We start from the raw sequence: 26,874 nt of genomic DNA, 5'->3' as shown, positions 1-26,874 counted from the left end.
GGGCTCACCCAAACACTCACCCACTGGCTCAGCCAACACCACCCTCACGCCCATCTCCTCCCCCTCCGCCCCGACCTCGTCGACAGACAGCAACTCATCGAGGTCATCGAAGCTGTTCCACCGGATCGCCCCATCACCGCTGTCTTTCATGCGTCACATGACATGCGCCCTTCGTTCGTCGCGGATTGCGCACTCGACTACCTCGAATCGGTCATCGCGTCCGGGACCTCCCTGCCTTGCGTCCTTCATGAACTCCTGCAAAGCCATAAATACCTTGAGCAGTTCGTGCTCCTGGCATCGACCCCGGCGTCATGGGGTTCAACGGGACACGTCGCTCAGACGGCTGCCGGCACTTACCTGGACGCGCTGGCCAGCCACCGGCGGACCCAGGGCCTCCCCGCTGTCTCCATCGCTTGGGGACCATGGGAAGGGGACCATCTCACGGACGAGGTCCGCGACATGCTGCGGGGCGACGGCCTCCGCCCCATGCCGGTCGACCTTGCCCTCACCTCCTTCGGACAGGCCGTCAGCCGCAATGTCACACCATCGGTCATCGCAGATATCGACTGGACGAAATTCGCTCCGGTCCACCCCGAGTCTGCCGGACTCTTCGAGACGATCCTCGATTCTCAGAAGCCTTCTGGCAGTGCCCAAGCACCGATGGACCGGACAGCAGCTCCTCTCGAACTCCCTGGGATGAACCCGGCTCAGCGCCATGAGGCTCTTCTCGAACTCGTACGCACGCACACCTCCGCCGTCCTCGGCCATCGCGACTCCCAGGCCGTCGACGCCGATCGCGCCTTCAACGACCTCGGCATCACATCGCTCACGACCATCCGTCTGCGAAATCGTCTCGCCTCTGCCACAGGGCTCACGCTTCCTGCCTCCCTGGTCTTCGACCACCCCACCCCGACAGCCCTCGCACGCCATCTCGACCACCTGCTCACCGGTGAACCGAGCGGCTCCTCCCCCCATGCTCCACTCATGGTCCCGAACGACGAGCCTTTCGCCATCATCGGCATGGCCTGTCGGTACCCAGGGAACGTCGCTTCTCCCGAGCAGCTGTGGGGAATCGTCGCGTCCGGGGAAGACGCCATTTCCGGATTCCCCGTCGACCGTGGGTGGGCACTGGAAGAGCTCTACGATCCGGATCCCGAACGGCAGCACACCTGTTACACCCGGCAAGGCGGCTTCCTTCACGACGCCGGCTACTTCGACGCGTCCTTCTTCGACATCAGCCCCCGTGAGGTTCTTGCCATGGACCCTCAACAACGGCTGCTGCTCGAAACCTCATGGGAGGCCCTGGAACGCGCCGGCATCGACCCACTGTCGGTTCGCGGAAGCCGGACAGGAGTTTTCGCCGGACTGGTCTACCACGACTACAGCGGCCGCTTCTCAGTCGCCCCCGACGGCTTCGAGGGATATCTCTCCAATGGAACCGCGGGCAGTATCGCCACCGGACGCATCGCATACACCCTGGGCCTCGAAGGCCCTGCGGTCACCGTCGACACGGCTTGTTCCTCCTCGCTGGTGGCGCTCCACCTGGCCTGCCAGGCCCTGCGCTCGGGCGAGTGCACCATGGCTCTCGCCGGTGGCGTCACGGTGATGTCGACGCCGACCGCCTTCGTCGAGTTTTCAAGGCAGCGGGGGCTGTCACCGGACGGCCGGTGCAAGGCCTTCTCCGCGGCGGCCGACGGCACCGGATGGGGCGAAGGCGTCGGCATGCTCCTGGTGGAACGGCTCTCCGATGCACAACGGCTGGGGCATCCAATCCTGGCCGTGGTACGGGGAAGTGCCATCAACCAGGACGGCGCAAGCAACGGGCTGACCGCGCCCAACGGCCCCTCCCAGCAACGCGTCATCCGGCAGGCACTCGGCAACGCAGGGCTGTCCCCCGCTGATGTCGATGCCGTGGAGGCCCATGGGACAGGCACTGCTCTTGGCGACCCCATCGAGGCTGAGGCACTCCTCGCCACCTATGGACGAGACCGGCCGGAGGGGCGGCCGTTGTGGCTGGGGTCGGTGAAGTCGAACATCGGGCACTCTCAGGCTGCGGCGGGGGTGGCGGGGGTCATCAAGATGGTGATGGCGCTGCGGCATGGGGTGTTGCCTGCCACGTTGCATGTCGACGAGCCGTCGCCGCATGTGGATTGGGCGTCAGGGGCGGTGGAGTTGCTGAGGGAGGCGGTGCCGTGGCCGGAGACAGGGCGGCCCCGGCGGGCCGGCGTCTCCTCCTTCGGCGTCAGCGGCACCAACGCGCATATCATCCTCGAACAGGCACCAGCCGAAGAGATCCCGGTCGAGGCCGCGGCGGTTCCGCCGGGGCCGTGGGCGTGGCCGGTGTCGGGGAAGACCGAGCAGGGCTGAGGACCAGGCCAGCACGCTGCGGGCGTTCGTCACCGACCACCCGGACCTGTCCTTGCCTGATGTGGGGCATGCGCTGGCATCAGGGCGGTCGGTGTTCGACCATCGGGCGGTGGTCCTGGCCGAGGACCGGGACGGCTACCTCGACGCCCTCCAAGCCCTGGCGGCGAGTGAGGAACACCCCGGCGTGGTGACAGGAGACGGGCCGGTGTCGGCGGGCGGCAAGGTCGCGTTCGCCTGCGCGGGACAAGGCACCCAGTACCCCGGCATGGGATACCAACTCTACGAAACCTTCCCCGTCTTCGCCGAGGCACTCGACGAGGCCTGCGCCCACCTCGACCCCCACCTCGACCAGCCCCTGCGGGAGATCCTCTTCGCACCGCCGGAGGAGGGGCAGAGAGCGCTGGTGCACCGCACCCAGTACACCCAACCCGCCCTGTTCGCCCTGCAAATCGCCCAACACCGCCTCATCACCGAAACCTTCGGCCTGACCCCCGACTACCTCGCCGGCCACTCCCTAGGAGAGATCACCGCAGCACACCTCGCCGGAATCCTCACCCTCCCCGACGCCGCACGGCTCGTGGCCGTGCGCGGACGGCTCATGGCCACCCTCCCCACCGACGGCCTCATGGCCAGCCTCCAAGCCACACCCGAAGAAATCCTCCCCCTGCTGGAGGGCGGGAGGACGTGGTCTCCCTCGCCGCAGTCAACAGCCCCACGTCCCTGGTGATCTCCGGCGCCCTATGCCTGTCCACGACGTCGTCCGGCACTTCCACGACCTCGGGCGCAAAACCACCGTCCTCCACACCAGCGGCGCCTTCCACTCACCCCACATCGACCCCCTCCTCCCCCAACTCCACGAAACCACCAACACCCTCACCTACCACACCCCCACACCCCACTCGTCACCAACAGCGGTTCATCCGAGTCCCTTCTCACTCCCGACTACTGGACCCGCCAGACCCGCGAACCCGTCCACTACCACAACACCACCTGCACCCTCCACACCCTCGGCGTCACCACCTACCTCGAACTCGGCCCCGACAACACCCTCACCACCCTCACCCACCACAACCTCACTGACACCAACCTTCAAGCCCGCCCCGTCCTCCAGCCCGGCCAACCCGAAACCCACACCCTCCTCACCACCCTCGCCCACATCCACACCCACACACAAAAAATCAACTGGACCACCCACACCACCCCCCACCAGCACATCGACCTCCCCACCTACCCCTTCCAACACGAACGCTACTGGCTGACCAACACCCCCACACCAGGCGGCACCGCCCCCGACACCGGAAATCAACGCAAGGCCATCGACGCCCAGTTCTGGGAGACCGTCTCCAACCAGGACGCCGACGCACTGGCCACCACGCTCGACGTCCCGCCTGACACTCCTCTCCCTGAACTCCTCCCCGCCCTCCATGCCTGGCACCAACAGCAACAACAACAGAACACCATCACCAACTGGACCTACACCATCACCTGGAAACCCCTCCCCCCACCAACCACACCACCCCACCTCCACGGCACCTGGCTCATCCCCCACCCCGAAGACCACACCAGCCTTCCTCTCACCCAGAACATCCTCAACGTCCTCCACCAACACGGCGCCCACACCATCACCCTCCCCCTCAACCACACCCACACCAACCCAGAGGCACTCGCCCAACACCTCAACCACACCCTCACCACCCACAACCAACCACCCCACACCCTCACCGGCCTCCTCTCACTCCTCCCCCTCGACGAAACACCACACCCCGACCACCCCACACTCCCCACCGGACTCACCCTCACCCTCACCCTCATCCAAACCCTCACCCAACACCCCCACATCACCACCCCCCTCCGGACAATCACCCACAACGCCACCAGCACCCACCCCCACGACCCCCTCACACACCCCCAACAAGCACTCACCTGGGGACTCGGCAAAACCACCGCCCTCGAACACCCCCACCACTGGGCCGGACTCATCGACCTCCCCCACCACCCCACACCCCACACCCTCCACCAACACCTCCCCACCGCCCTCACCCAAACCACCGAAAACCAACTCGCCATCCGACCCAACGCCCTCCACACCCCACGCCTCACACCCACCACACAACCCAACACACCCACACCAAAACCCACCCTCCACGGCACCATCCTCATCACCGGAGGCACCGGAGCACTCGCCACCGCCCTCGCCCACCACCTCACCACCCACCACCAACCCCACCACATCATCCTCGCCAGCCGACAAGGACCCCAAGCCCCCAACGCCCACCACCACCTCAAACAACTCACCCACCACAACACCCACACCACCATCACCACCTGCGACACCAGCAACAAACAACAACTCACCCACCTCCTCAACACCATCCCACCCCAACACCCCCTCACCACCATCATCCACACCGCCGCCACCCTCAACGACGCCACCATCCCAACCTCACACCCCACCACCTCCACACCACCCTCACCCCCAAACAACTCACCGCCCAACACCTCCACGAACTCACCCAACACCACCCCACCCTCCAACACTTCATCCTCTACTCATCCACCGCCGCCACCTTCGGCTCCCCCGGACAAGCCAACTACGCCGCCGCCAACGCCTACCTCGACGCCCTCGCCCACCACCGCCACACCCAAGGACAACCCGCCACCTCCATCGCCTGGGGACTCTGGGAAGAGGGAGGGCTGGCCAACGCTGAGATCACTGGACACATGCGGCGTCACGGACTGCCGCCGATGCCCACGGACCTCGCCCTCGCCGCCTTCGAGCGAGCCATTAGCCACCCGTCCCCCACTGTCGTCGTTGCGGATATCGACTGGTCGTCCTTCGTACCGGCCCACACTGATGAAGCTCCTCCGTTCTTCGAAGAGATCCCTCAGACCAGGAGTGCCAAAGGACGCTCGGCCGCTGCTCCCCTGCAAGGAGGCGATGCGGAGCTGCGTCACCGGCTGGCCACTCGGATTCCCGCCCAACAGCGCCAGCTGGTCCTCGCCTTCGTCCGCGAGCAAGCTGCCGAAACACTCGGGCATGAAGGTGCCGGCGGCGTCCCGGAAGACATCTCGTTCAAGAAGCTCGGATTCGACTCGCTGTCCGCCGTACAGTTCCGCAACCGAATCGCCAAGTCCACTGCCCTGCAACTGCCCACCACCCTGGTCTTCGACCATCCCACGCCTCGGAAGCTCGTCGAATTCCTGATCGCGGAACTCCACGCCAGTGGAGTACGTGCCGCCGTGAGCACCGGGGACGGGCCGGTGCTGCCGTCCGCATCGGCCTCGGCCGATCACGACCCCATTGCGATCGTCGGTATGGCCTGCCGATTTCCCGGTGGTGTCGAGAGCCCCGAAAATCTCTGGGAACTCCTCGTCAACGAACAGGACGCGATCAGCGACTTCCCGGCGGACCGCGGCTGGGACACGGACAACCTCTACGACCCCGACCCGGATACCCTCGGCACCACTTACTCCCGTCTGGGCGGCTTCCTATACCAGGCAGCTGATTTCGATGCGGACTTCTTCGAGATCAGCCCCAAGGAAGCCCTCGCCATGGACCCCCAGCACCGACTGCTCCTCGAAACGTCATGGGAAGCCATCGAGCGGGCAAACATCGACGCCAATACGCTCCGTGAGAGCCGGGTGGGGGTCTTTACCGGCCTCAATGGCCAAGATCACGTGGCCAGTTTGCAGGGCGCCATCGACGCCCTGGATGGTTACATCCTGACCGGAGCCTCGACGAGCATCGCCTCTGGGCGTATCGCCTACTCGCTCGGGTTGGAGGGCCCGGCGGTCTCCCTCGACACCGCGTGCTCGTCGTCACTGGTCGCGCTCCACCTTGCCTGCCAGGCGCTACGTGCCGGCGAGTGTTCTATGGCACTTGCCGGAGGGGTGACGGTGATGTCGACCCCGGTCACGTTCGTGGAGTTCTCGCGGCAGCGGGGGCTGTCCCCGGATGGTCGGTGCAAAGCCTTCTCGGCCGCGGCCGACGGAACCGGCTGGGGCGAAGGCGTCGGCATGCTCCTGGTCGAACGCCTCTCGGACGCCCGCCGCAACGGCCACCGCGTCCTCGCCCTCGTACGCGGCAGCGCCGTCAACCAGGACGGAGCGAGCAACGGCCTCACCGCCCCCAACGGACCCTCACAACAACGCGTCATCCGCCAGGCGTTGGCCCACGCCAATCTGTCCCCAGGGGATATCGATGTGGTGGAAGCCCACGGCACCGGTACGACCCTCGGCGACCCCATCGAGGCACAAGCCCTCCTCGCCACTTTCGGCCAGGACCGACCGGAAGGCCGGCCTCTCTGGCTCGGCGCCATCAAGTCCAACATCGGGCACGCTCAGGCAGCGGCCGGAGTCGCCGGCGTCATCAAGATGGTCATGGCCCTGGAGCACGCTCATCTCCCCGCCACCCTGCACGTCGACGAGCCGTCGCCGCACGTGGACTGGTCGTCCGGTGCAGTGAAGTTGCTGACCCAACCGGTCCCTTGGCCGGAGACCGGACGGCCCCGCCGGGCCGGCGTCTCCTCCTTCGGAATCAGCGGCACCAACGCCCATGTCATCCTCGAACAGGCTCCAACCGAACCCTCATCCGGAGCTTCGCCCGATGAGGAAAGGGATCAACTTGCCGACGAGACAGCCCCCATGGCCGCCCACTCTTCTGCGTCGTCATTCCTACCGTTCGTCGTGTCTGCCAAGTCAGCCGCAGCCCTTGCAGCACAGGCACGACAACTCCACCAGTTCCTGCGGAGCCGTCACGACCTCTCTTTGGGGGACGTACAGCACACTCTGGCGACCGGGCGGTCGACGTTCAGCCATCGCGCCGTGATTCTGGCTGGGGATCGGGACGGCTACCTCGATGCCCTCCAGGCCCTGGCGGCGGGGGAGGACCATCCCGCCCTCGTCCACGGCACGCCACCCCCCGGCGCGGACGGATACAAGACCGTTTTCGTCTTTCCCGGTCAGGGTGGTCAGTGGGCGGGGATGGGGTTGGGGTTGCGGGAGTCCTCGCCGGTCTTCGCGGCAGCGCTGGAGGAGTGTGCCCAGGCGCTGGAGCCGCATACCGGATGGGCGGTGCCGGACATGCTGGGCCGGCCCGCCGAGGACGCGGTGTGGGAACGGGTGGAGATGGTCCAGCCGTTGCTGTTCGCGGTGATGGTCGCGCTCGCGGCGGTCTGGCGCTCCTACGGGGTGGAGCCGGACGCGGTGGTCGGGCATTCGCAGGGGGAGATCGCGGCGGCGCATGTGGCGGGGGCGCTCTCATTGCCGGACGCGGCAGCCGTGGTGGCCCTGCGGGCCCGGGTGCTGCAGTCCCTGCAGGGAACGGGCGGGATGGCCTCCCTCGCACTGCCAGCGGACCGAACAGCCGATCTGCTGGAGGAGCGTTGGGAGGGGCGGTTGTGGGTAGCCGCGCACAACAGCCCCACGGCGACGGCGGTTTCCGGGGACGCCGACGCACTGGAGGAACTGCTGGACCACTGCCGCAGTGAGGGGGTACGGGCACGGCGCATTCCCGTCACCTACGCCTCCCACTGCCCCCACATCACCCCCCTCGAAGACCAACTCACCACCCTCCTCGCCCACATCACCCCCCAACCTTCCACCATCCCGTTCTACTCCACCCTGGACAATGCCTGGGTGGACACGGCTTGTTTGGATGCCGGGTACTGGTACCGCAACCTGCGCCACCCCGTCCACTTCACCGAAGCCACCACTGCTCTGACCTCCGAGGGGCATCAGACCTTCATCGAGTGCAGCCCGCACCCGACCCTGGTTCCCGCCCTCAACGACCACACTCCGGCCCCGGCGGTCGTCACCGGCAGCCTCCGCCGCGACCGCGACGACACCCACACCCTCCTCACCCACCTCGCCCACCTCCACACCCACGCCCAAAAAATCAACTGGACCACCCACACCACCCCCCACCAGCACATCGACCTCCCCACCTACCCCTTCCAACACCAGCGCTACTGGCTCAGCACCACCACACCAGGCAGCACAGCCGCCAACACCCGGCATGAACTCCACGCCATCGACGCCCAGTTCTGGGAGACCGTCTCCAACCAGGACGCCGACGCACTGGCCACCACACTCGACGTCCCGCCCGACACTCCTCTCCCTGAACTCCTCCCCGCCCTCCATGCCTGGCACCAACAGCAACAACAACAGAACACCATCACCAACTGGACCTACACCATCACCTGGAAACCCCTCCCCCCACCAACCACACCACCCCACCTCCACGGCACCTGGCTCATCCCCCACCCCGAAGACCACACCAGCCTTCCTCTCACCCAGAACATCCTCAACGTCCTCCACCAACACGGCGCCCACACCATCACCCTCCCCCTCAACCACACCCACACCAACCCAGAGGCACTCGCCCAACACCTCAACCACACCCTCACCACCCACAACCAACCACCCCACACCCTCACCGGCCTCCTCTCACTCCTCCCCCTCGACGAAACACCACACCCCGACCACCCCACACTCCCCACCGGACTCACCCTCACCCTCACCCTCATCCAAACCCTCACCCAACACCCCCACATCACCACCCCCCTCTGGACAATCACCCACAACGCCACCAGCACCCACCCCCACGACCCCCTCACACACCCCCAACAAGCACTCACCTGGGGACTCGGCAAAACCACCGCCCTCGAACACCCCCACCACTGGGCCGGACTCATCGACCTCCCCCACCACCCCACACCCCACACCCTCCACCAACACCTCCCCACCGCCCTCACCCAAACCACCGAAAACCAACTCGCCATCCGACCCAACGCCCTCCACACCCCACGCCTCACACCCACCACACAACCCAACACACCCACACCAAAACCCACCCTCCACGGCACCATCCTCATCACCGGAGGCACCGGAGCACTCGCCACCGCCCTCGCCCACCACCTCACCACCCACCACCAACCCCACCACATCATCCTCGCCAGCCGACAAGGACCCCAAGCCCCCAACGCCCACCACCACCTCAAACAACTCACCCACCACAACACCCACACCACCATCACCACCTGCGACACCAGCAACAAACAACAACTCACCCACCTCCTCAACACCATCCCACCCCAACACCCCCTCACCACCATCATCCACACCGCAGGCGTCAACTTCGGACTCGCCGTCGCGGACACCACGCTCCATGACCTCGAACGCGCCGCCGCTGCAAAGGCCGTAGGTGCGTCCCACCTTCACGAACTCCTGCAGGACTACGACTCACTTGAGCACTTCGTACTGTTCTCCTCCGGGGCGAGCGCCTGGGGAGGTGCCGGTCACGGCGCCTATGCCACCGCCAATGCGTACTTGGACGCCCTTGCCCTCCATCGTCAGGCGCAGGGGCTGCCCGCCACCTCCATCGCCTGGGGTGCCTGGGACGGCGCCGGCATGTCCGCCGACGAATCGACACGCACGTACTTGAGGAGCCGGGGACTGTCGCCCATGGCTCCGAAGCTGGCGCTGGCAGCGTTTGAGCACGTCCTCAGCACTCACCCTCAACAGAACACCGTCATCGCCGACATCGACTGGGCGACCTTCGCGCCCATCTTCACTTCTCAGCGCCCGAGCCCACTGATCAGCGACATCCCGGAAGTCCGTCGGGCCCTAGGGCCGACTCCGGCGGACGCTGCCCCTGCCTCCTCAGCCACTCCCCAAGAAGCCACCGAGCATACACTGCGGAGTCGGCTCGAGCGTCAGTCACCGGCAGAACGTCATCAGACCCTGCTCAAGCTGGTCAACAGCCGTGCGGCTGCGGTCCTTGGGCGCGCCGATGCCAACGGCATCGAAGCAGAACGGCCGTTCAAGGAGCTGGGGTTCAACTCGTTGGGATCGGTCGAGCTTCGCAATCAGCTTGTCTCCTCGGTGGACGTTCCCCTCGCACCCACTCTCGTCTTCGACTACCCGACCCCGTCCGCACTGGCTCGCCACCTCGAAGTTGCTTTGCTGGGCACGGAGTTCGATACCGAACGGGCGGAGCCCGTCCCGAAGGTGCCCGCCTCGGCCGACCAGGTCGAGGAGCCCATCGCCATCGTCGGCATGGCGTGCCGGTACCCTGGCGGAGCAGTCAGCCCGGAGGCGCTCTGGGATCTACTCATCACGGGCACCGACGCGATCAGCGAGTTCCCCACGGACCGCGCGTGGGACATCGACCGGCTCTACAACCCCGACCCGGACCATGCCGGTACGTGCTATACCCGGCACGGCGGCTTCCTCTACGACGCGGGGCACTTCGATGCCGAGTTCTTCGGGATCAGTCCACGCGAGGCGTTGGTCATGGACCCGCAACAGCGCCTCCTCCTGGAAGCCTCATGGGAGGCGTTCGAGGACGGTGGCATCGATCCGGCTTCACTCCGAGGGAGCCGTACCGGTGTGTTCACGGGAATCAATGTCCAGGACTACGCCGCTCATGTGCGCTTCGCACCGGAGGAAGCAGCTGGTTACGCACTGACTGGCAGTTCGGGCAGCGTCGCCTCGGGACGCATCGCCTATACCTACGGTCTCGAAGGCCCAGCGGTGTCCGTGGACACGGCGTGCTCGTCGTCCCTGGTCGCCCTGCACATCGCCGGTCAGGCGCTGCACTCCGGCGAGTGTTCGCTGGCTCTGGTCGGTGGCGTCATGGTGATGTCCACACCGGCGACGTTTGTGGAGTTTTCGCGGCAGGGGGGTCTGGCGCGGGATGGCCGGTGCAAGGCGTTCTCGGCTGCGGCGGACGGCACCGGCTGGGGTGAGGGTGTCGGCATGCTGCTGATGGAGCGGTTGTCGGATGCCCGCCGCAACGGCCACCGTGTCCTGGCGGTCGTACGCGGCAGCGCCATCAATCAGGACGGGGCGAGCAATGGGCTGACGGCGCCGAACGGTCCGTCCCAGCAGCGGGTCATCCGGCAGGCTCTGGCCAACGCCGGCCTGGCGCCGGGTGACGTCGATGCCGTGGAGGCCCATGGGACGGGGACGACGCTGGGGGATCCGATCGAGGCGCAGGCGCTGTTGGCCACTTACGGTCAAGGACGTCCGGAGGATCGGCCGTTGTGGCTGGGGTCGGTGAAGTCCAACATCGGCCACACCCAAGCCGCCTCCGGCGTCGCCGGCGTCATCAAAATGGTCATGGCCCTGCGCCACGGCCACCTCCCCTCCACCCTGCACGCCCAGGAGCCGTCGCCGCATGTGGACTGGGCGTCAGGGGCGGTGGAGTTGCTGAGGGAGCCGGTGCCGTGGCCGGAGACAGGGCGGCCCCGGCGGGCCGGCGTCTCCTCCTTCGGCGTCAGCGGCACCAACGCGCATATCATCCTCGAACAGGCACCAGCCGAAGAGATCCCGGTCGAGGCCGCGGCGGTTCCGCCGGGACCGTGGGCGTGGCCGGTGTCGGGGAAGACCGAGCAGGGGCTGAGGGACCAGGCCAGCACGCTGCGGGCGTTCGTCACCGACCACCCGGACCTGTCCTTGCCTGATGTGGGGCATGCGCTGGCATCAGGGCGGTCGGTGTTCGACCATCGGGCGGTGGTCCTGGCCGAGGACCGGGACGGCTACCTCGACGCCCTCCAGGCCCTGGCGGCGGGTGAGGAACACCCCGGCGTGGTGACAGGGGACGGGCCGGTGTCGGCGGGCGGCAAGGTCGCGTTCGTCTGCGCGGGACAGGGCACCCAGTATCCCGGCATGGGACACCAACTCTACGAATGTTTCCCGGTGTTCGCGGAGGCACTCGACGAGGCCTGCGCCCACCTCGACCCCCACCTCGACCAGCCCCTCCGGGAGATCCTCTTCGCACCACCGGAGGAAGGACAACAGGCCCTGGTCCACCGCACCCAGTACACCCAACCCGCCCTGTTCGCCCTGCAAATCGCCCAACACCGCCTCATCACCGAAACCTTCGGCCTGACCCCCGACTACCTCGCCGGCCACTCCCTAGGAGAAATCACCGCAGCACACCTCGCCGGAATCCTCACCCTCCCCGACGCCGCACGCCTGGTCGCCACCCGGGGCCGGCTCATGGCCACCCTCCCCACCGACGGCATCATGGCCGGCCTCCAAGCCACACCCGAAGAAGTCCTCCCCCTGCTGGAAGGCCGGGAGGACGCCATCTCTTTGGCCGCAGTCAACAGCCCCACGTCACTCGTCGTTTCCGGCGACGCTGAGGCCGTCCACGACATCGTCCGGCACTTCCAAGACCTCAGGCGCAAAACCACCCTCCTCCACACCAGCGGCGCCTTCCACTCACCCCACATCAACCCCCTCCTCCCCCCACTCCACGAAACCACCAGCACCCTCACCTACCACACCCCCCACACCCCACTCATCAGCAGCACAACACCGGCGGAAACCCTCCTCACCCCCGACTACTGGACCCACCAGACCCGCGAACCCGTCCACTACCACAACACCACCTGCACCCTCCACACCCTCGGCGTCACCACCTACCTCGAACTCGGCCCCGACAACACCCTCACCACCCTCACCCACCACAACCTCCCCGACCACACCCCCCAAGCCCACCCCCTCCTCCAACCCAACCAACCCGAAACCCACACCCTCCTCACCACCCTCGCCCACATCCACACCCACACCCACACCATCAACTGGACCACCCACACCACCCCCCACCAGCACATCGACCTCCCCACCTACCCCTTCCAACACCAGCGCTACTGGCTCACCGCACCCCCCGGCACGGGAGACGTCACCACCGCCGGCCTGCAACCCGCCCACCACCCCTTCCTCGGCGCCACCCTCACCCTCGCCGACAACGACACCCACCTGTTCACCGGACAGATCAGCCTCACCACCCACCCCTGGCTCGCCGACCACACCATCGCCGGCACCCCCCTCCTCCCCGGCACCGCCTTCCTCGAACTCGCCCTCCACACCGCCCACCACACCACCACCCCCCACATCCAAGAACTCACCCTCCACACCCCCCTCCCCCTCCACCCCACCCACCCCACCACCCTCCAAATCACCACCACCCCAACCAACACCCACGGCCAACGCCAACTCACCATCCACACCAACACCGACGACGGCAACACCCCCTGGGTACTCCACGCCACCGCCACCCTCACCCCCCACCCCACCCCCACACCCCCCACCAACAACACTCCCTGGCCACCACCCGACGCCGTTCCCGTCGATCTGGACGAGCTGTACCAGCGACTCGAAGCGGCCGGTCTGTCGTACGGTCCCGCGTTCCGTGGCATGGTCGCCGGATGGCGGGACGGTGACGACCTCTACGCCCGCGTCTCGCATCCCGACTGGGAAACGGGAGACACCTCATCGTTTGCGCTGCACCCAGCTCAACTCGACGCGGCTCTGCATCTCCTGGGGGCGCGGCCGGTGGGGGACGGGACGCCGTCCCCCCATCTCCCGTTCGTCTGGCGCGGCGTGAGGCTGCATGCGCCGACGTCCGCCGGTTCCGAGCTGCGGGTCCGGTTGTCGGCAGCCTCTCCCGCAGTCGGGGGCGAGGAGGCCAACGCGGAGACCGGCACCATCGCCGAGGTGGCCATCGACGTTGTCGACGAGGATGGACGCCCCGTGGCATCCGTCGAGTCTTTGGTGCTGCGCCCGGCGTCTGCCGAGGAAGTGCGGTCCGCGCGCTCCGCAGCCCGATCATCCCTGTACGGAGTGGAGTACACCCCGGTCATGGCAGCGGTGTCGGCAGCCTCACCCTGCGCTTCCGAGACGTGCGCGTTCGTCGGCACGGGCAGCAGCCAACTGCCGACGGCTCTCTCGGTTCCTCCCTCGGACGGTCCGGCGACGGCTCCCGACAGTGCGCAGGTGTACGCGGATTGGGATGCCCTACTGCAAGCACTCCACGCCGGTGGCCCGGTCCCTACCGTCGTGTTCGTCCACGCGGCCGGTCCGGACACCGACGGCGGCAGTCTCGGTAGCAGGGGCAATGAACCTTGTGACGGTGAGGACGGCGGGGACGACGCGCCCGCAATCACCCCGTACTCCGCCGCGTGTTCCCTCACGGAGGAGGTGCTACTGCTGCTCCAGCGATGGCTGCGGGATGATCGACTGGCCGGCAGCCGGATCGTCGTGCTGACGCGTGGCGCGGCGGCCGTTCGCCCCGGGGAGGACGTCACCGATCTCGCCGGTGCGACGGTGTGGGGGCTGGTCCGTTCGGCGCAGTCAGAGAATCCAGGCCGGATCGTACTGCTGGATCTCGAAGGTTCTGGCGTCGGTAGTGACTCGCTGGGCGTTCCCTGGCACGTGCTGTCGCGGGTCCCCGGGGCCGGGGAGCCGCAACTGGTCTGGCGGGACGGCCGGGTGCACGCTCCACGGCTGCTGCGCGTGGAGGTGAGGACGGAGCAGCAGCAGTCCCGGTGCGACACCGGCGACGACGTGCGGTCGGCGGGCGCTGAACTCGGGGGGGCCGAGCTACAGGTTGAGGGGCTCAGGGGTCCCGTGTTCGATCCCCACGGCACGGTGCTGGTGACCGGGGGCACCGGTGCTCTCGGTGGGCTGGTGGCGCGCCGCTTGGTGGAGGCGCACGAGGTGCGGCGCCTGGTGCTGGCGAGCCGCCGGGGCGTGGAGGCCCCGGGGGCTGGGGAGCTGGTGGCGGAGCTGACGGCCATGGGTGCGTCGGTGGATGTGGTCGCGTGCGACCTGGCCGAGCGGGATGCTGTCGCCGCGCTGCTCGCCGGGATTCCGGAGGATCATCCGCTGACCGCGGTGGTGCACGCGACCGGTGTGCTGGACGACGGGACCGTTCTGTCGCTGACGCCGAATCGGCTCGGGAGGGTGTTGCGGGCCAAAGCTGCTCCGGCGTGGCATCTGCACGAGCTGACGCGGGGCAGGGCTCTCGGCGCGTTCGTCCTGTTCTCGTCCGCGGCGGCGGTGCTTGGCTCCCCCGGTCAGGGCAATTACGCGGCCGCCAACGCGTTCCTGGACGCCCTGGCCCATCACCGTAGGGCCGAAGGTTGGGCGGCGGCGTCCCTGGCGTGGGGGCTGTGGGCGCAGGGCAGCGGCATGACGCGTCATCTCGACGAAAAGGACCATGCCCGGCTGAATCGCGGAGGGATGGCGCCGTTGCTGGACGAGGAGGGGCTGGCGCTCTTCGATTCCGCTCTGGCGTCAGGGGAGGCGTTCCTCCTTCCGGCGCGGCTGGACTTCGCGGTGCTGCGTGCCCGTGCGGTGGAGGGCGGCGTTCCGCCACTCCTGAGCGCTCTGGTCCGGATGCCCGAGCGGTCGTCGGCGGCATCGGCGGAGGCCGGGGGTGGGGCGGCGGACGCGGCGGCGGCCTTGAGGAAGCGGCTGGCTGGGCAGGGTGCTGCCGAGCGGCGGCGGACGGTGCTGCGGCTGGTGAAGTCGCACGTCGCGACGGTCCTCGGCTTCGGTTCCGGCTTCTCCCTCGAGGAGGAGCGGCCGTTCCGGGATTTGGGCTTCGACTCGCTGACGTCCGTGGAGCTCCGCAATCGCCTCGGCGCCGCGCTGGACCTTCGGCTGCCTTCCACGATGGCGTTCGACTTCCCGACTCCGGCGGCGCTCGTGCGGCATGTGCTGGGCAGGCTGCCGTCAGCTGGGGGCTCCGCCGGTGATGAGGCGAGTGGTCGAGGAAGCGGTGCCGCCCGCCCGGAGGTGCGGGTGGGGGAGGACGGACTGCGGAGGTTCCTGGCGGCTGTTCCGCTGCGGCGGCTGGAGGAGGCCGGCCTGTTGCCCGCTCTGGTGCGGCTGGCAGAGGAGCGGTCCGGCGGCGCGTCCGGTTCGGAAGGCGGCGCGAGAGCGGGCGCGTTGGGCGGTGTTCCGGCCGAGGGTAGTGACGACGGTTCTCCGGTGATCGACGAGTTGGATGTCGATGGCCTGGTGCGGTTGGCTCATGAGGCGGGGGACGACGAAGGTCTCCCCGGAGTGGATGCGTCCGGGGAAGGATGGGCTGGCTAGGGGTACTTGACGGTCGAAATCCATCACTACGTTCGTAGATGCATGGAATTGCCCTGCTGTCAGTTTCATCCGGTTTTTCAGGCACATTGGATTCTTGTGATTCATGGAAGGGGCACCATGCCGACTTCTCTTCTCGCCCAGGTCCTCCGGCGGAACCCGGGTGAACCGGAATTCCATCAGGCGGTCGGCGAGGTGCTGGAGAGCCTCGCTCCGGTGCTCGCCGCGCGGCCGGAGCTGGCCGATGCCAAGCTCGTCGAGCGGCTCATGGAGCCCGAGCGGCAGATCATGTTCCGGGTGTGCTGGACGGACGACCGGGGGGAGACGCACGTCAACCGGGGGTTCCGGGTGGAGTTCAACAGTGCTCTCGGGCCGTTCAAGGGCGGGCTGCGCTTCCATCCCTCGCTAAACCTCGGCATCGTGAAGTTCCTCGGCTTCGAGCAGATCTTCAAGAACGCCCTGACGGGGCTCGGCATGGGCGGTGCCAAGGGCGGCAGCGACTTCGACCCGCACGGTCGCTCGGACGGTGAAGTGATGCGTTTCTGCCAGGCGTTCATGACGGAGCTGAGCCGTCACATCGGCGACCGGACCGACGTTCCCGCCGGGGACATCGGTGTCGGCGGCCGTGAGATCGGCTATCTCTTCGGTCAGTACCGGCGGCTCACCAATCGCTGGGACGCCGGGGTGCTCACCGGAAAGGGGACCGGCTGGGGCGGGTCCCAGGTACGCAAGGAGGCCACGGGCTACGGGAACGTGCTGTTCACGGCGGAGATGCTGAGGAAGCGCGGGCTGGATCTGGCGGGTCTCCAGGTGTCCGTCTCCGGCTCCGGGAACGTGGCGCTGTATTCGATCGAGAAGGCCCACGCCCTGGGCGCGCGCGTGGTGACGGTGTCGGACTCGGACGGCTACGTGGTGGACGAGAAGGGCATCGACCTGCCCCTGCTCCGGCACGTCAAGGAGGTCGAGCGGGGGCGCGTCCGGGATTATGCCGAGCGCCGCGGCTCGTCGGCCCGTTATGTGCCGGGTGGCCGGGTGTGGGAGGTGCCGGCCGATGTGGCGCTGCCGTCGGCTACCCAGAACGAGCTGGATGCCGACGACGCCCTCGCGTTGGTGCGCAACGGTGTGCGGGCGGTGTCGGAAGGGGCGAACATGCCCACCACCCCGGAGGCGGTACGGATCTTCGAGGAGGCCGGGGTGGCGTTCGGTCCGGGGAAGGCCGCGAACGCGGGGGGTGTCGCGACCAGCGCGCTGGAGATGCGGCAGAACGCCGGCCGGGAGTCGTGGTCGTTCGCCCGCGTGGAGCAGGAGCTCGCGGATGTCATGCGGCGCATCCACGACACCGTCTACGAGACCTCGGAGCGGTTCGGGCAGCCCGGCAACTACGTCGTGGGGGCCAACATCGCCGGGTTCGAGCGCGTGGCCGATGCGATGCTCGCCCAGGGGCTCGTCTGATCCGGCCCGGTGGGGGCAGCGGTCCGGCAGTGGGCGGGCACCGCCGCGGCCGGGCGGCTCCGGCGACCACGCCGGGCGGGGTTGCCGGGACATGGCGCCCCGCCCGGCGTGCAGGTTGCGTGAGACCCGGGATACGCGGGAGGGGATACGGAAGAGGGTACGGGACAGCGTCCGGCGATGGGCGGTGCGTGGCTGCGCCGCCCGGGAAGCGTCCGCGCGCACGGCTCAACGCCCGTCCGTGGCGGGGGCTTTCTGTGGTGGGACGTTCGCGCAGGCCCGGCGACAAGGCTCCGTCTTCCGGCCATGCGAGCGAGCGGAGACGACCGTGGGTCCCGCGGGCGTACCGACGTGTACGCCGTCGCTCCCGCGCGATGGTGCGGTCGCCTCGGTCGTCTCCGCGTCCCGGGGCCCGCCCCGCCGCCCGGCCCACGATCGGGAAAGGTGCGGGCGGGGGGCAGGCGGGCGCCGCGCTCAGACTGCGGCGTTCTGGCGCTTCTGCGCCGTCCGGGGCTGCACGATCATCCGCAGCTTGTGCGGGAGGACGTGGGTGGCCTCGGTGACTTCGCGCACGTTATGCCCGGGGAGCGGGCGCAGGCGCCAGCGGGAGGCGATGACCGCGATGATGGTAACGGTCTCGGTGATGGCGAAGGCGTCACCGATGCATTTGTACACGCCCGCCGAGAAGGTGACCCAGGCGCCCTTCGACACCTTGCCGCCGCCCTGCTTGCTGTCCCAGCGGTCGGGGTCGAAGCGTTCCGGGCCCGGGTACCAGCGGGGGTCGTTCTGGAGCGCGTAGGCGCTGTAGATGACCTCGGCGCCCTCCGGCAGCGTGTACTCCCCCAGCCGCGTTTCCCGGACTGCGCAGCGCATGCCGACCCAGCCGGGGTATTTGCGCAAGGCTTCCTTCACCACCTGGTGGGTGTAGGTGAGTTGGGCGATGACCTGGGGGGTGGGCGGGAGGTCGGTGACGAAGGTGTCGAGTTCCTCGTGTACGCGGCGTTCGATATCCGGGTTCCTGCCCAGTTCGCAGAGGACCCATGAGGCGGTGGCGGCCGGGCCGCCGATGCCGGCGACGGCGAGTCCGAGGACTTCGGTGCAGATCTCGTCGTCGGAGAGTGTTCTGCCGGCGGAGTCCTGGGCCCTCATCAGCATCGAGAGCATGTCGCCGTGGTCCCGGCCGTCGGCGCGGTAGGCGTCGATGGTGTGGTGGATGGCCTTGCGCGCGGCGGGCAGTGACCGGTTTCCCGGGGTGGGGAGCCACCGGTAGAGGTTGGGGGCGAGGCTGGCGATCCTGGCTCCCGCGAGGATGGCGTGGCCGGCCTTGCGGAGTGCCGCTTCCGCGTCGGTTCCCAGCTCGGAGAAGAACAGCGACTTCGTCATCGTCAGCACGGCGATGTCGGTCATGGCCGGTGCGACCGCCACCGCGTCGCCCGGCGACCAGGGGGCGGTGACCTCCTCGGTGGCCGCGGCCATGCTGGAGACGTAGCTGTCGAGCCGGGCCCGGTGGAAGGTGGGCTGCATGAGGCGGCGCTGCCGCAGATGGGGCTCGTCGCGGGTGGCCACGAGGATGGGGCCGACGAATCGCAGCGACTTGGCCGTCCTGCTGCTGCGGCTGAAGTCGTGCGCGTTGGTCACCAGCATGGACCGGGCGACTTCCGGGTGGGTGGCCACGTAGAGGGGCTTGCGTCCGAGCCGGATTTCCACCAGGTCGCCGTGTCCGGCGAGGGATTTGAGGAATGCGAGGGGTCGCAGGACGAGCTGCGGTACATGGCCGACCACCGGCCAGGCACCCGGAACGACGGGAATGGGGGGACTGGAAGACATCTATGGGGGCTCCTATCGGGTTCCGGGCTGCAGCCGGCCGGTTCCGCATGTTCGATCATGGTCGTGGACGCGGACGCGCTGAATTCCCGGTGTGCCCCGGGCCGGGGTGGCACGGCGGTCGTGGGACCAGCACCCGGGACGTCCAAGGAGCAGACTAGGTAGGGGCGTTGCCGACGGATAGCCCCTATCGGCCCGAGGAGGAATTCGAGCGGTTACGGCACCGCCGGGCCGTTTCCGGACGCGGCCGCAGCAACTCCTCGTCCAGAAACTTCTCGTCCAGTGAACCAAACCCGAGGGGCGGACGCAGTTTGCCTCACGCACGGATTCGTCACACTTCGTCATCGAACTGCGAGATCCAGTCGTGGATGTACCGACCCGTTGCTTCCGCATGGCTTTCGATCATGGTGAAGTGGTCCCCGCGGATTTCGGCGACCGTGTGCGGAACTCCCCATACGGGCGGCTTCTGTTCGCCGTCCTGTCCTCGGACGAAGAGGGCGGGTGTGACGATGTCCGGCGGGGTCCAGCCGGAGAAGATCCTGAAGTAGCCGCCCATGGCGGTCAGCCGTGCGTAGTCCACGTCGAGGAACTGGGTGACGCGGTCGAAGATCTCGCTGGTGAGGGCCGAGGCGACGGGGGCCATGCCCTCGTCCGGGAGCCAGGCGTCCATGGCCACCGCGGCCCGTGGGAACACGCCGCGCTCCTCCAGGTGCTGGGTGACGGCGTAAGTGATCCAGCCGCCCGCGGAGTGTCCAGCCAGGGCGAAGGGCGCCTCGCCCATGAAGTCCACGATGGCCTCGGCGAACGTCCGGACGAGGACGTTGACGTCGGCGGGCAGCGGCTCGCCGGCGACGAAGCCCGGCGCCGGGACGTACCAGACGTCGCGCAGACCTTCGAGGGCCGCCGCGAACCGCACGTACTGATAGGCGCTCGACACCGCGGCCACGGTGGGCAGGCAGATCAGGGCGGGACGGCCGGCCGCCGGGTCGCCCTGGGCGAGGCGTACGAACTGCGGTGTCGTCTCAGGCGTCACCCGGTCGAAGGAGGGCCGGAACACCGAGGCAGCCGACAGCAGATCCATGGATTCCTTGATCCGGCCGGTGTCGTGCCCCAGCCAGAACAGGGACTCGACCGTCGCTTCCGGCGGTCCGCCGTGCTGCCGCTTGGGGCCGTATTTGCGGCGTGCCGCCGATTCGTGGCCGCCGGGGTGTTCCTGGGCGCCGCGGCCGTCGGACTCGTCGCTGTCGCGCCCATGCCGGTGCTCCCCGTCGTCCAAGCCGCCGGTGCCCTCCGGGCCGTGGGGGGGGCCGGAGACGTCGGCGTTCCTCCGACCGCCGTCACGGTCTCCGTCGTCTGCGTGCGCCGTTCTCCCATCGGGCGGACGGTGGGCCGGAGTTGCGGCGCCGCCGTCCTCGACCATCAATTCCAGCAGGTGGAGTGCCAGGGCTTCGGGGGTGGGGTGGTCGAAGACCAGTGTGGTGGCCAAGCGCAGCCCGGTGAGGGAGTTGAGGCGGTTGCGCAGTTCGACGGCCGTGAGCGAGTCGAATCCGAGCTCGCGGAACTCGGTGCCGGCCGGGACCTGTTGACCGGCACCGTGTCCCAGGACGAGGGCGGCCTGGGTGCGGACGAGCTCCTGGGCGATGCGGGTGCGCTCGCCGGGGTCGGCCGCCCGGTCCAGCCTCCGGCGGAGGGCGGCGGCCGTGTCGGCGTCCGCGCCGTCCCTGCCAGCCCGCCGGGCGGGAACCCTGACCAGTCCCTGAAGGATGCGTGGCAGCGCACCGGCGGCCGCCTGGGCGTGGAGCGCCCGCATGTCCAGCCGGGTGGCCAGCAGGAGGGGTTCGTCGATGGCGCCGGCGGCGTCGACGAGGGCGAGTCCCTGCTCGTTGGAGAGCGGTGCCAGCCCGCCACGGGACATGCGGGCGCGGTCGGTCGCGTCGAGGTGGCCGGTCATCCCGCTGGCCTCGGCCCACAGGCCCCAGGCCAGGGACTGGCCGGGCAGGCCCTGCGCACGCCGGTGGTGCATCAGGGCGTCGAGGAACGCGTTGGCGGCGGTGTAGTTGCCCTGGCCGGGGCTGCCGAAGCTGGCGCCCGCGGACGAGAAGACGAGGAAGTCCCGCAGGCCGGGGGCGAGGGTCCGGCTGAGTTCGTGGAGGTGCAGGGCGCCGAGGGCCTTCGCGCCGAGCACGGCTTCCATGCGCGCGGCGTTCAGTGAGGTGACGATGCCGTCGTCGACGACTCCCGCCATGTGGATCACGGCGCCGAGGGGGTGCCGGTCGGGCGCCTGGGCCAGCAGGCGGGCCACCGCGTCGCGGTCGGCCGTGTCGCAGGCGTGGACGGTGACGTCGGCGCCGTGGGCCGTGAGTTCGGCGACGAGTTCCGTAACTCCGGGGGCCGCGGCTCCCCTGCGGCCCGCGAGCATGAGGTGGCGGGCGCCGTGCGTGGTCACGAGGTGCCGGGCGACGATTCCGCCGAGGACACCGGTGCCTCCGGTGATGAGCACGGTGGTCCCGGGGTCCCAGCGCACCGGCTGTCGGGCCCTGTCCGCGTGGCCGGTCCCGTCCCCGCCTCCTTCTCCGTCGGCGGGGTCCGCCTCCGTTCCTGTCCCGGGTACAGGTGTCCCGGGTACGGGGGCGCGGGTCACGGCGACGCGGTTCAGCACGGGCGTGCGGGCCGTACCGTCCCGCAGCGCGAACTGCGGTTCGCCGGTGAGGAGGGCGCCCGGGAGGGTCTGGAGCGAGGCGCGCGAGCCGTCGGTGTCCACCAGCACGAACCGGCCCGGGTGCTCGCTCTGGGCGGAGCGGACGAGCCCCCACACCGCCGCGTGTGCGAGACCGGGGACGGTGTCCTCGCCGTCCGTGGCCACGGCGCCCCGGGTGACGAGGGCGAGCCGGGAGTCCGCGAACCGGTCGTCGGCGAGCCAGCCCTGGAGGAGGCTCAGGGCGCGTCCGGCCGCCTCCTGTACAGCGACGGCGCTGACGGGGCCGTCCTCTCCGGTCCCGCCGTGTTCGCGTTCACCGGCGCTCCTTCCGCCGCCATCGTCGGCTCGGACGTTCTCGCCTCGGTCGTTCTCCTCCGTCGCCTCTTCGGCGCCGCACGACACGACCGTCATGCCGGGGGCCGGGGCTCCCGAGGCGACGGCCTCGCCCAGCGCCGCGAGGTCGGGGTACGCCTGCCAGGCGGCTCCCGCCGCGTCGAGCGCTTCCGGCAGTCCGTGCACCGGGCTGCCGACGACGGCCCACCGGCACCGGCCGACGGGGCCGTCCCCTCCCTCGACGGGCGGCACGGGCCGAGGCTTCCACTCCACGCGGAACAGCGACTCGTGGTACGTGGTGCGGGCTGCGCGCAGCTGTTCCTCACTGATCGGCCGGAAGGTCAGCGCCCGGGCGGAGAGCACCGGCCGGCCGGTGCTGTCCGCCGCCTCCAGCGCGACGGTCTCCGGGGACGTGGGGGACAGCCGGACGCGCAGGGCGGGTGCGCCCGTGGCGGTCACCGAGACGCCGCTCCAGGAGAACGGCAGGAGACCGCCGCCCTGTTCCCGGTCCCGGGTCATGTCGACGCCGAGGACGACGGGGTGCAGCGCGGCGTCGAGCAGGGCGGGGTGCACGGCGTACCGGGCGGCGTGACGCGTCTGGTCCTCGTCCAGGGAGACCTCGGCGTAGACGTCACCCGCCAGGCGCCAGGCGGCCCGCAGTCCTTGGAATGCCGGACCGTAGCCCAGGCCGGCGCTCGCCAGGTCCGCGTACCAGCCGTCCAGGTCCACCGGTTCGGCGTCCGGGGGCGGCCACGGGGCGTCCGGGTCGGCCCAGGGGTCGTCCGGCCGCCCGGGCCCGGAGAGGGCGTCGGGGGCGAGCACGCCGGTCGCGTGGCACGTCCATGCCTTGCCCGCGGCGAGCGTCGGCGAGGCGTCGCTGCGGTCGTTCCCATGACCGTCGTCGGGGTACGAGTGGAGGGAGAAGGAGCGTTCGCCGGACGGGCCGGGAGCGTCGACGGCGAGCTGGAGGACGACCGCTCCCCGTTCGGGCAGCGCCAGGGGAACCTGCAGGGTCAGCTCCTCCACCGTTCCCAGCGCCGCCTCCCGGGCGGCGCGGACGGCCAGCTCCAGCATCGCCGTGCCCGGGAGCAGGACCGCGCCGAAGACGACGTGGTCGGCGAGCCACGGGTGGGTCCGGAGGGAGAGCCGGCCGGTGAACAACAGCCCCTGGGACTCGGCGAGTTCGACGGCCGCCCCGAGGAGGGGGTGACCGGGACCGCCGAGGCCGGCCGCCGTCATGTCACTGCCCGCGGGGCGGGGATCCAGCCAGTAGCGGCGGTGGTCGAAGGCGTACGTGGGCAGTTCGACGGTCCTGGCCGCGGGGCACGGGCCGATGACGGCCGGCCAGTCGACGCCGCCGCCGTGGACGTGTACCTGGGCGAGTGCGGCGAGGAACGTACGGGGCTCGGCGCGGTCCGGGCGCAGGAGGGGGACGGCCAGGGCGGGATCCTCGTCGCTGAGCACGGCGGCGGTGTCGGCGGGTACCGGTGCGCCGGCGGACTCCTGGGCGAGGGCGGAGAGCGTACCGTCCGGGCCCAGTTCGACGAACGCGGTGGCCTCGGCGTCGTCCCGCAGCCACTCCAGGCCGGCGGCGAACCGGACCGTTTCCCGGACGTGCCGCACCCAGTACTCCGGGTCCGTGAGGAGGCCGGGAGTGGCCGGCCGGCCGGTGAGGCACGAGACGACGGTCAGGGTGGGCTCGGCGTACGACACGGAGCGCGCGGTCCGCCTGAACTCCTCCAGCATGGGGTCCATCAGCGGGGAGTGGAAGGCGTGACCGACGCGCAGCCGACGGGTCTTGCGGCCGCGCGCCGCGAACGCTTCCGCCACCCGCTCGACGGCCTCGGCGGCACCCGAGACGACGACGGACGTGGGTCCGTTGACCGCCGCGACGGACACCTGTTCCGCCGCCTCGTCCCTGGCCAGCGCACGTGTCACCTCGTCCTCCGAGGCGCGGATCGCCGTCATCGCCCCGCCCGGCGGCAGGGCTTCCATCAGCGTGCCCCGGGCGGCCACGAGGAGAGCGGCGTCGGCGAGGGAGAGCACGCCGGCCACGTGGGCGGCCGCGAGTTCGCCGACCGAGTGCCCGATCAGGTACTCCGGGCGCACGCCCAGGGTCTCGATCGCCCGGAACAGGGCCACTTCCAGGGCGAACAGTCCCGTCTGGGCGTACCCGGGACGGTCGAGGAGCGCGGCTTCGGCGGTGCCGGGCGCGGCGAAGACCACGGAGCGCAGCGGACGGTCCAGGTGCGGGTCGAGCGCCGCGAACACCTCGTCCAGGGCGTCGGCGAAGGCCGGGACCGTCCCGTGGAGCTCCTGCCCCATGCCGGGGCGCTGGGTGCCCTGGCCGGCGAAGAGCAGGGCGAGGCGGAAGCGCGGCAGGGCCCGGGCCGGTCCCTCGACGACGCCCGGGGCCGGTGTGCCGGTGACCAACGCGTCCAGACCCTGGAGCAGTTCGGCGTGTCCGTCGCCCAGGACCACGGCACGGTGTTCGAAGAGCGCCCGGTCGGTGGCGAGGGCCCGTGCGACGGCCCTGGCGTGCCCCTCGGTGGCGTTCCCCGCGAGGTCGTCGGCCGCGAACCGCCGCAGCCTGCGCGCCTGCCGTCGCAGAGCGCTTTCGGAGCGCGCCGAGACGATCCACGGCACCGGGGAGGGGGCCGACGCGCGGCTGTCTGCCGGGGCGGGGTCGAGGCCGTTCTCCTCCAACTCCTCTGTCGTGTCCGGTGCTTGTTCGATGATGACGTGGGCGTTGGTGCCGCTGACGCCGAAGGAGGAGATCCCGGCACGCCGGGGACCGCCCTCCGTCGGGGACTGCGGCCAGGGCGTTGCGTGGGTCAGCAGGCGTACGGCGCCGGCCGCCCAGTCCACGTGCGGCGACGGCTCGTCCACATGCAACGTCCGCGGCAACACCCCATGCCGCATCGCCAGCACCATCTTGATCACACCCGCCACCCCGGCCGCAGCCTGCGTATGACCGATGTTCGACTTCACCGACCCCAACCACAACGGCCGCCCCTGCACCCGCCCTTGACCATACGTCGCCAGCAACGCCTGCGCCTCGATCGGATCCCCCAGCACCGTCCCCGTACCGTGCGCCTCCACCGCATCCACATCCCCCGCCCCAGACGGGCGTTCGCCAGCGCCTGCCGGATCACCCGCTGCTGCGACGGACCATTCGGCGCCGTCAACCCGTTGCTCGCCCCGTCCTGATTGACCGCACTCCCCCGCACCACCGCCAACACCCGATGCCCCCGACGCCGCGCATCCGACAACCGCTCCACCAACACCACACCAACACCCTCACCCCACCCCACACCATCAGCACCCGCGGCAAACGCCTTGCACCGACCATCCGCAGCCAACCCCCGCTGCCGCGAAAACTCCACGAAGGCACCGGGGTGGACAGGACGGTCGCGCCGCCCACGAGGGCGAGGGAGCACTCGCCGGAACGCAGTGACTGGCAGGCCAGATGCAGGGCGACGAGGGACGAGGAACAGGCCGTGTCCACCGTGACGGCCGGTCCCTCGAAGCCGTAGGTGTACGCGATGCGTCCGGAGAGGACGCTCCCGGAGACGCCGGTCATGGCGTAGCCCTCCAGGTCCTCCGATCCGTGACGCACCAGGTCCACGTAGTCCTGCTGGGACATGCCGGCGAACACACCGGTATCGCTCCCGCGCAGCGTGTGGGGGTCGATGCCCGCGCTTTCGAGCGCCTCCCAGGACACTTCCAGCATCAGCCGTTGCTGCGGGTCCATGGCCAGCGCCTCACGCGGACTGATCCCGAAGAAGCCGGCGTCGAACTCCGCCGCGTCGTAGAGGAACCCGCCTCCGGCCGAGGAGGCCCCGTCCGGCTCCCCGGGTCCGTCGGAGGTGTCGGCTGCGGCCAGTCCCTCGGCGAGGAGTTCCAGGTCCCATCCGCGGTCCGTGGGGAAGCCCGACACCGCGTCCCCGCCCGCCGAGAGCAGCTCCCAGAACTCCTCGGGCGACCGCACGTCCCCCGGGTAGCGGCATGCCATGCCCACGAGGGCGATCGGCTCGTCCGTTCCCACTGCCGGCTGGGCGACGGGGAGGCTCGGGGAGGACGCGCCGTCGTCACCGGACAGGGCTTCGAGGAGGTGGGCGGCGAGGAGGGAGGCGTTGGGGTAGTCGAAGACGAGCGTGGTCGGCAGACGCAGGCCGGTCAGTGCGTTCAGCCGGTTGCGCAGCTCGACCGCTGTCAGTGAGGTGAACCCGAGGTCGCGGAAGGCTTGTTGGGGTGGGATGGCCGAGGGGGATCCGTGGCCGAGCACGGCGGCGGCGTGGGCCTGTACG

Annotated in this window: 3 protein-coding genes and 2 pseudogenes; 3 read left to right on the top strand and 2 right to left on the bottom strand. The window is 69.4% G+C overall.

Annotation, left to right across the window (positions count from 1 at the left end; genetic code table 11):
* From AC230_RS34825 to gdhA, 3 genes and pseudogenes are all read left to right on the top strand, one after another.
* A pseudogene (locus AC230_RS34825) lies at positions 1-13,950 on the top strand (type I polyketide synthase); the annotation flags it as partial.
* Positions 13,951-14,019: 69 nt separating this feature from the next.
* Positions 14,020-16,263, top strand: coding sequence for a type I polyketide synthase (locus AC230_RS34820; RefSeq protein WP_479683274.1), 2,244 nt, complete (start codon positions 14,020-14,022; stop codon positions 16,261-16,263).
* Positions 16,264-16,380: 117 nt separating this feature from the next.
* Entirely contained in the window at positions 16,381-17,712 is a 1,332-nt protein-coding gene (gene gdhA, locus AC230_RS22395) for an NADP-specific glutamate dehydrogenase (RefSeq protein WP_049718152.1), read from the top strand.
* Positions 17,713-18,183: 471 nt separating this feature from the next.
* On the opposite strand, the gene AC230_RS22390 is transcribed toward gdhA, so the two are convergent.
* Entirely contained in the window at positions 18,184-19,536 is a 1,353-nt protein-coding gene (locus tag AC230_RS22390; protein ID WP_049718151.1) for a cytochrome P450, read from the bottom strand.
* A gap of 328 nt (positions 19,537-19,864) precedes the next feature.
* Positions 19,865-26,874: pseudogene (locus AC230_RS33160) on the bottom strand (SDR family NAD(P)-dependent oxidoreductase); the annotation flags it as partial.

The sequence above is a fragment of the Streptomyces caatingaensis genome, assembly GCF_001187435.1.
GTDB classification, from domain to species: domain Bacteria; phylum Actinomycetota; class Actinomycetes; order Streptomycetales; family Streptomycetaceae; genus Streptomyces; species Streptomyces caatingaensis.
The sequence above is the reverse complement of the archived record's forward strand: the minus strand, read 5'-3'. Positions and strand labels throughout refer to the sequence as shown.